The organism is Streptomyces sp. NPDC002888 (assembly GCF_042888465.1).
Taxonomy (GTDB): Bacteria; Actinomycetota; Actinomycetes; order Streptomycetales; family Streptomycetaceae; genus Streptomyces.
This window is the reverse complement of sequence record NZ_JBIAPU010000072.1, coordinates 1-1,034: the sequence shown is the minus strand read 5'-3', so window position 1 is coordinate 1,034 and position 1,034 is coordinate 1. Positions and strand designations below refer to the sequence as shown.

Genomic DNA, 1,034 nt, shown 5'->3' with positions numbered 1-1,034 from the left:
ACGCCGGAGATGCTTCCGCTGGTCGAGTTGACGGCAGAGGAGATCGAGCGGGTCGTCGCCACGGTGGAGGGCGGCGCCGCGAACATCGCGGACGTCTATCCGCTCGCCCCGCTCCAGGAGGGCCTGCTCTTCCACCACCTCCTCGCCGACGACGAGGACGACGCCTATGTGATGCCCACCGTGATGGAGTTCAGCTCGCGTGAGTGGCTGGACAGCTTCCTGAACGCCCTGCGGCAGGTGGTCGCCCGCCATGACATCCTGCGCACGGGCATCGTGTGGGACGGGCTGCGCACGCCCGTCCAGGTGGTGTGGCGCAACGCCGAACTGCCGGTCACGGAAGTGGCCCTGGACCCGGACGACTCCGATGTGGTCGAGCAGTTGCTGACCGGCGTCGGCCTGTCGATGGACCTCGCCCAGGCGCCCCTGATCACCGCCCATGTCGCGCCCCTCCCCGGGACCGAGGGCTGGGTGGCCCTGGTGCGGCTCCACCACATCGTCCAGGACCACACCGCACTCGAGGTGCTGCTCTCCGAACTGGACGCGTTCGTCAACGGCCGGGCCGACGAGCTTCCGGAGCCGCTGCCGTTCCGTGACTTCGTCGCGCAGGCGCGGACCGGGGCGGACACCGCCGGGCACGAGCGCTACTTCACCCGTCTGCTGGCGGACGTCACCGAGGGCACCGCACCGTACGGCGCAGTGAACGTGCGCGGCGACGGGGCCGGTGTGGTGCGCGCCAAGGTGGCGTTCGAGCCCGAGCTGGACCTGCGGCTGCGCGAGGTTTCCCGCCGGCTCGGCGCGAGCGCGGCGACGGTGATGCACGTCGCCTGGTCGCGGGCGCTCGCGGTGATGGCGGGGCGGGACGATGTCGTCTTCGGCACCGTGCTGTTCGGCCGGATGAACGCGAGCGGCGCCTCGGACCGGGTGCCGGGGCCGTTCATGAACACGCTGCCGGTGCGGGTGCGGACGGATGAGCTCGGTGTTCTGGACGCGGTGTCGGCGATACGTGACCAGTTGGCGGAGTTGCTGGAGCATGA

At 70.8% G+C, this 1,034-nt stretch carries 1 protein-coding gene; it reads left to right on the top strand.

What is annotated here, in order from left to right; translation table 11 throughout:
* Positions 1-1,034: condensation domain-containing protein (locus ACFYWX_RS47765; RefSeq protein WP_389431816.1), on the top strand; the 1,034-nt coding region annotated here is incomplete at both ends.